This window comes from Halomonas sp. BM-2019, assembly GCF_017584085.1.
This window is the reverse complement of the sequence record NZ_CP071922.1, coordinates 333,195-338,188: the sequence shown is the minus strand read 5'-3', so window position 1 is coordinate 338,188 and position 4,994 is coordinate 333,195. Positions and strand designations below refer to the sequence as shown.

The following is a 4,994-nucleotide window of genomic DNA, read 5'->3' as shown; positions in this document are numbered from 1 at the left end:
GCCCCCGGGCCATGGGTGCCATGATGACTGCCGCTGCCGCCACCGTGAGCGGCATGGGGGTCGCCGTGTCCCGCACCGTGATCGTCATGGTCCATCACCTCGGTGAACTCCACCCGGCGGCGCACGGCCGGTTCGCCCAGGGGCTCGACGCGCCCCAGGCGCTCGGGCAGCCTGAGGGCGGGATGTCGACCGGCGTTGCGGGTATGGATCGCCAACAGCGGGGCGACCTGATCCAGGTGGGGCGGCCGAGCGCCCATCCAGCCCCGCTCGTAGGGGTGGCTGGCCAGCAGGAAGCGCCCTTCGGCCCGCTCGCTCACCCGCACCAGCAGGTCGGCCCGCTCCCCCGGGGTGAGCAGCAGCTCCTCGAGCGGCTGCGGTCGCTCGATCAGCCCGCCGTCGGTGCCGATCAGGGTGAGTTCATGCTCGTCCAGGCGCAGGCGCAGGTAGCGGCCGGCGCAGGCGTTGATCAGGCGCAGGCGCAGCGTGGTCCCCGGGGCCACGTCCAGGCGCGGCTCGCGCTGGCCGTTGACCAGCAGCAGCTCGCCCTCGCGGCCGTTCATCCAGTCCTCGGCGGTATGCGGCGCGATCTCGCCGTTCGCCCTCAGGCGCAGGTCGCTGACCACCAGCAGGTGCTCCTCCACCTCGACGGGCAGCAGGTCCTGGGGCGGGCGCACCAGCAGGGCCCCGGCCAGGCCGTGGGCTACCTGTCGGGCGGTGCCCTCGTGGGGATGCGGATGGAACCAGTGCAGGCCGGCGCTGCCCGCGGGGAAGGTGTAGCGGTACTGGCGAGACTCGCCCGGGGCCACGGCGTCCCAGGGGGCACCATCCTGGGCCTGGGGTACCGGCACGCCGTGCCAGTGCAGGGTGGTCTCCTGCTCCAGCTCGTTGATCAGGGTGATGTCCAGCTTGTCGCCCTCGCGCACCTCGATCAGCGGCGCCACCTTGCCGTTGTAGAGCCATAGCCTGGCCTCGAGCTCATCGCCGAGCGGCACCGCATGGGGGGCCGGGGTCAGCGCGCTGCGAAAGCGACCCGCCGTTTCACTCAGGTTGGCGATACGCGGCAGCGGCTGAAGCGGCTGCCCGCCCTTCGGGGGGGCGGCAAGAACGGCGGGGGCAGCCGACTGGGGATGTTGGCGTGACAGGGCATAGCCCATGGTCCCCGCCGTCGTCAGCACCAGGGTACCCAGCGCCGAATAGCCCAGGAATTCGCGACGATTCATCGAATTATCCTCGTGACATGAACACTCTCACCGCGGATCGATCGCCCGCGGTGTCATCAGGGGGAGAGGTTCAGCTGCGAGGAGGACGCTCGAACGGGTCAGGAGGGCCCGAGGGTCCACCCAGGTCGGGCCCGCTCAACGGCAGGGAAGCCGCTAGCGCATCGCCGGCCAGCAGGGCCGCGGTGGTACCGCACTGGGCACAGGGCAGGCAGCAGGAAGCGGCTACCGTGGCGTCCGTGTCATCCAGGTCGGCGGCGCCTGCCATGCCCCAAGAGGCTGTCTGCTCGGGAGCCGCCAGGCTATCGAGGCAGGCAGTATCTCCATGGTGCCCGGTCGCCGCCACGGGCGACGCCATGGCCATCAGCAGGGCCATTGTCAGGCAGAGCCACCAAGAGCAGAAGGAACGGCGCATGGGGTAGCAAACAAGCCAGTGCAGGGGTGGGAAACGAAGTATTTCACGGTCTCCGGGACGCCAGCAACCTAAGCCCTGCACACAGGTTTACTGCCCATGATTTTATGACATGCATCAATGGACAGCCGATGCCACTGGACTAGGGTTAGGACAATACCCAACCACTCGCGAGCACCACGCCATGTGTCCCCCCAGCCCAGGCAACAGTGCGAAAGCAGGCCCATTTGGCCTATCGCTGTCGCTGGGCATGGCACTCATGCTGGTACTGCTGTTGGTCGTGTCTCCGTCCCAGGCACATGCCCATCCTTGGGTATTCTCCGGCCCAGCCGATCACCAGACCCAGACCGACTGGGCGCTCGCTGTCGAATCAACTCCGCCCTCACTCCAGCACACGACTCCGACCGAGCATCCCCACTGCCACCATGGCCCGGGCTGGCGCCACGCCTCGCCTGCGCTGCCCCGGAGCGAGACACCAGATCCCCCTCCTGACCTGCTCATCCTGATGCTTTTGGCGTCCGGGCCCTCTCCTCATGCCATCAACGTGCTTGGCGCTCCCCGTGCGAGGCCGCTTGATCGGGCCTCACCGCCACTCTACCTCCTGACGCAGCGCTTCCGCTCCTGAGCGAGCGCCCCTTCCCCCTGTCGAGTGATGCCTCGACGGGCTACTCCTGCCTGGGCGCCAGAGCCTCAGGCCCGCAGTTTCCCGTATCACGGAGCCCATGGCTCCCCCCAGCAGTGGGCGATTCCGCCCACAGGAGAACCGAGATGAGCATTCGCAAGCAGACCACCGCCCTTGGCATGACTCTGGCTCTCGCCCTCGCCGGCACGAGCGTCGCGACGGCACAGGGCATGGGTCCCGGCATGACGGGCGGCGGCCAAGGCGGCATGGGCATGGGTCCGGGCATGATGGGTGAAGGCATGATGCCCTGCCCGATGATGGGGGATAAGGGCATGGGCATGGGCATGGGCATGGGCATGGGCATGGGCATGGGCATGATGCCGATGCTCGAGCCCGACCAGCGCAGCGAGCTGCGTGAGCTGATGCGGGAGCACCGCCCCGCCCAGTTCGAGCGGATGGGGCAGCTGATGAACCTGCGCGACGACCTGATGGCCGAGATGCACGGCGAGCGGCCCGACCCGGACGAGGTGCAGGCGCTTCACGGCCGGATGGCCGAGCTGCACGGCGAGATGATGGCCGAGATGGTGCGCATCCGTAACGCCATGCACGACCTGCTCACCGACGAGCAGCGCCAGCAGCTTCGGCAGGCCACGCCCGAGAGCGGCGTCGATCCCGACAACCACGACGCCCATCACTGACCGGGAGGTCACCGAGTCGGCAACCGGACGGCCAGGGCTGGCCGTCCACTCGGCAGCGCCAGCAGGAGGCACCCCATGAGCCAGACCCCCTCTAGAACGATCACCCTGACGGTGCCCGGCATGGGCAGCGACCACTGTGCCGGCATCGTGCGCCAGACGCTCTCGCGCCTGGATGGCGTGGGCGAGATCCACACCAACATCGCCAGCCATCGCGTCAGGGTGACCACCCAGCAGAACGGCCCCGACCCCGATGCCCTGAAGCGCGCCGTGGAGGGCGCCGGCTACGACGTGGCCGCGGTCAGCGGTGGCGGCCAGCCACCGATCCGCCTGACGGTGCCCGGCATGGGCTCGGACCACTGTGCCGGCATCATCCGCAGCACCCTCGAACGCCTCGAGGGTATCGAGCGGATCGACACCAATATCGCCCATCACCGGGTCAGCGTCACCGTCGCCGCGGGCGGCCCCGATGGTGATGCCCTCAAGCGCGCCGTGGAGGGCGCCGGCTATGACGTGGCCGCCGTCCAGGCCGACGAGGCGGAGGACGCCGGCGACGACGCCGAGATCGAGGCGGCCTACCTCGCCACGGCGCGCAAGCGGCTGATCATCGCCGGGATACCCACCACCCTGATCATGATCCTGATGATGCCGCACATGTTCTGGCAGCCGATCCCGGGGTATCTCGCGATCATCGCCGTGCTGGCCTTCCCGGTGATCTTTCTCTACGGCGGCGCCGCCACGCACCGCTCGAGCTGGCGCTCGCTGAAGAACGGCACCTTCAACATGGACGTGCTGATCTCCATGGGCAGCCTGCCGCCCTACCTGATCGGCCTGGTCGGTTTCATCACCCCGATGACCTCCTTCATCGAGATGGGCGCCACCATCATGACCTTCCACCTGCTGGGGCGCTACCTGGAGGCGCTGGCCAAGGGGCGCGCCTCCCAGGCCATCCGCCGCCTGCTGACCCTGGGCGCCAAGACGGCGCGGGTGGAGCGCGACGGCGAGGAGGTCGAGGTGCCGGTGAAGGAGCTGGTGCCGGGCGACATCATGGTCGTGCGCCCCGGCGACAAGGTCCCCACCGACGGCGAGGTGGTGGAAGGCGAGAGCCATCTGGACGAGTCCATCGCCACCGGCGAATCGATCCCCGTCTACAAGAGCACCGGCGACAGCGTGATCGGCGCCACCCTCAACAAGGAGGGACGCCTGCGGGTCAAGGCGACCCGGGTCGGCGGCGACACCTTCCTCGCCCAGGTGGTCCGCCTGATCGACCAGGCCCAGGGCTCTCGGGTACCGATCCAGGAGTTCGCCGACCGCATGACCGGGCGCTTCGTGCCGGCGGTGATCCTGATCGCCCTGGCCAGCCTGGTGATCTGGCTGCTGGTGCCCGACGCCCTGCGTCCGATCCTCGACTGGGGCGCCGGCTTCCTGCCCTGGGTGAACCCCGAGGCCGCCACCCCGGTGCTGGCGATACTGGCCGCCGTGGCGGTGCTGGTCATCGCCTGCCCCTGCGCCCTGGGCCTGGCCACCCCCACCGCGCTGATGGTGGGCTCCGGCATCGGCGCCGAACGCGGCATCCTGATCCGCTCCGGCGAGGCGATCCAGACCTTCAAGGACGTCAAGGTGATGGTGCTCGACAAGACCGGCACCATCACCCGCGGCGAGCCCAAGCTGACCGAGGTGGTGGCCGCCGAGGGAGTCGACGAGACCCGGCTGCTGACTCTGGCCTCGAGCGTGGAGAACGCCTCGGAGCACCCCATCGCCCGGGCCATCGTCGAGGGCGCCCGGGAGCGCGGCGTCGAGCCCGGCGAGGTCGGCGAGTTCCGCTCCACCGGCGCCCGGGGCGTCTCGGGCCGGGTGGACGACGAGACGGTGCTGATCGGCAACCGCCGCCTGCTCGAGGAGGAGGGTGTGGCCGGCCTCGACGCCCTGGATGAGGCCATGGGCGAGCTCGAGGGCAAGGGGCGCACCGTGGTGATCGTCGCCGCCGACGGCCAGGCCCTGGGCCTGGTGGCCGTGGCCGACACCCTCAAGGAGGAATCGGTCGAGGC

At 69.5% G+C, this 4,994-nt stretch carries 2 protein-coding genes and 1 pseudogene; 2 read left to right on the top strand and 1 reads right to left on the bottom strand.

Annotated features, from left to right (window positions below; translation table 11 throughout):
- Positions 1–1,220, bottom strand: a 1,220-nt coding sequence (locus J5F18_RS01730; protein ID WP_346300637.1) for a multicopper oxidase domain-containing protein, incomplete at its 3' end; no start/stop codon positions are given.
- Positions 1,221–2,397: 1,177 nt separating this feature from the next.
- On the opposite strand from J5F18_RS01730, the gene J5F18_RS01725 reads away from it, so the two are divergent.
- Both J5F18_RS01725 and J5F18_RS01720 read left to right on the top strand, forming a co-directional pair.
- Complete coding sequence (locus J5F18_RS01725) at positions 2,398–2,949, top strand: Spy/CpxP family protein refolding chaperone (RefSeq protein WP_346300636.1); 552 nt, start codon at positions 2,398–2,400, stop codon at positions 2,947–2,949.
- Between the two features lie 75 nt (positions 2,950–3,024).
- A pseudogene (locus J5F18_RS01720) lies at positions 3,025–4,938 on the top strand (heavy metal translocating P-type ATPase); the annotation flags it as partial.
- Between the last annotated feature and the right edge of the window lie 56 nt (positions 4,939–4,994).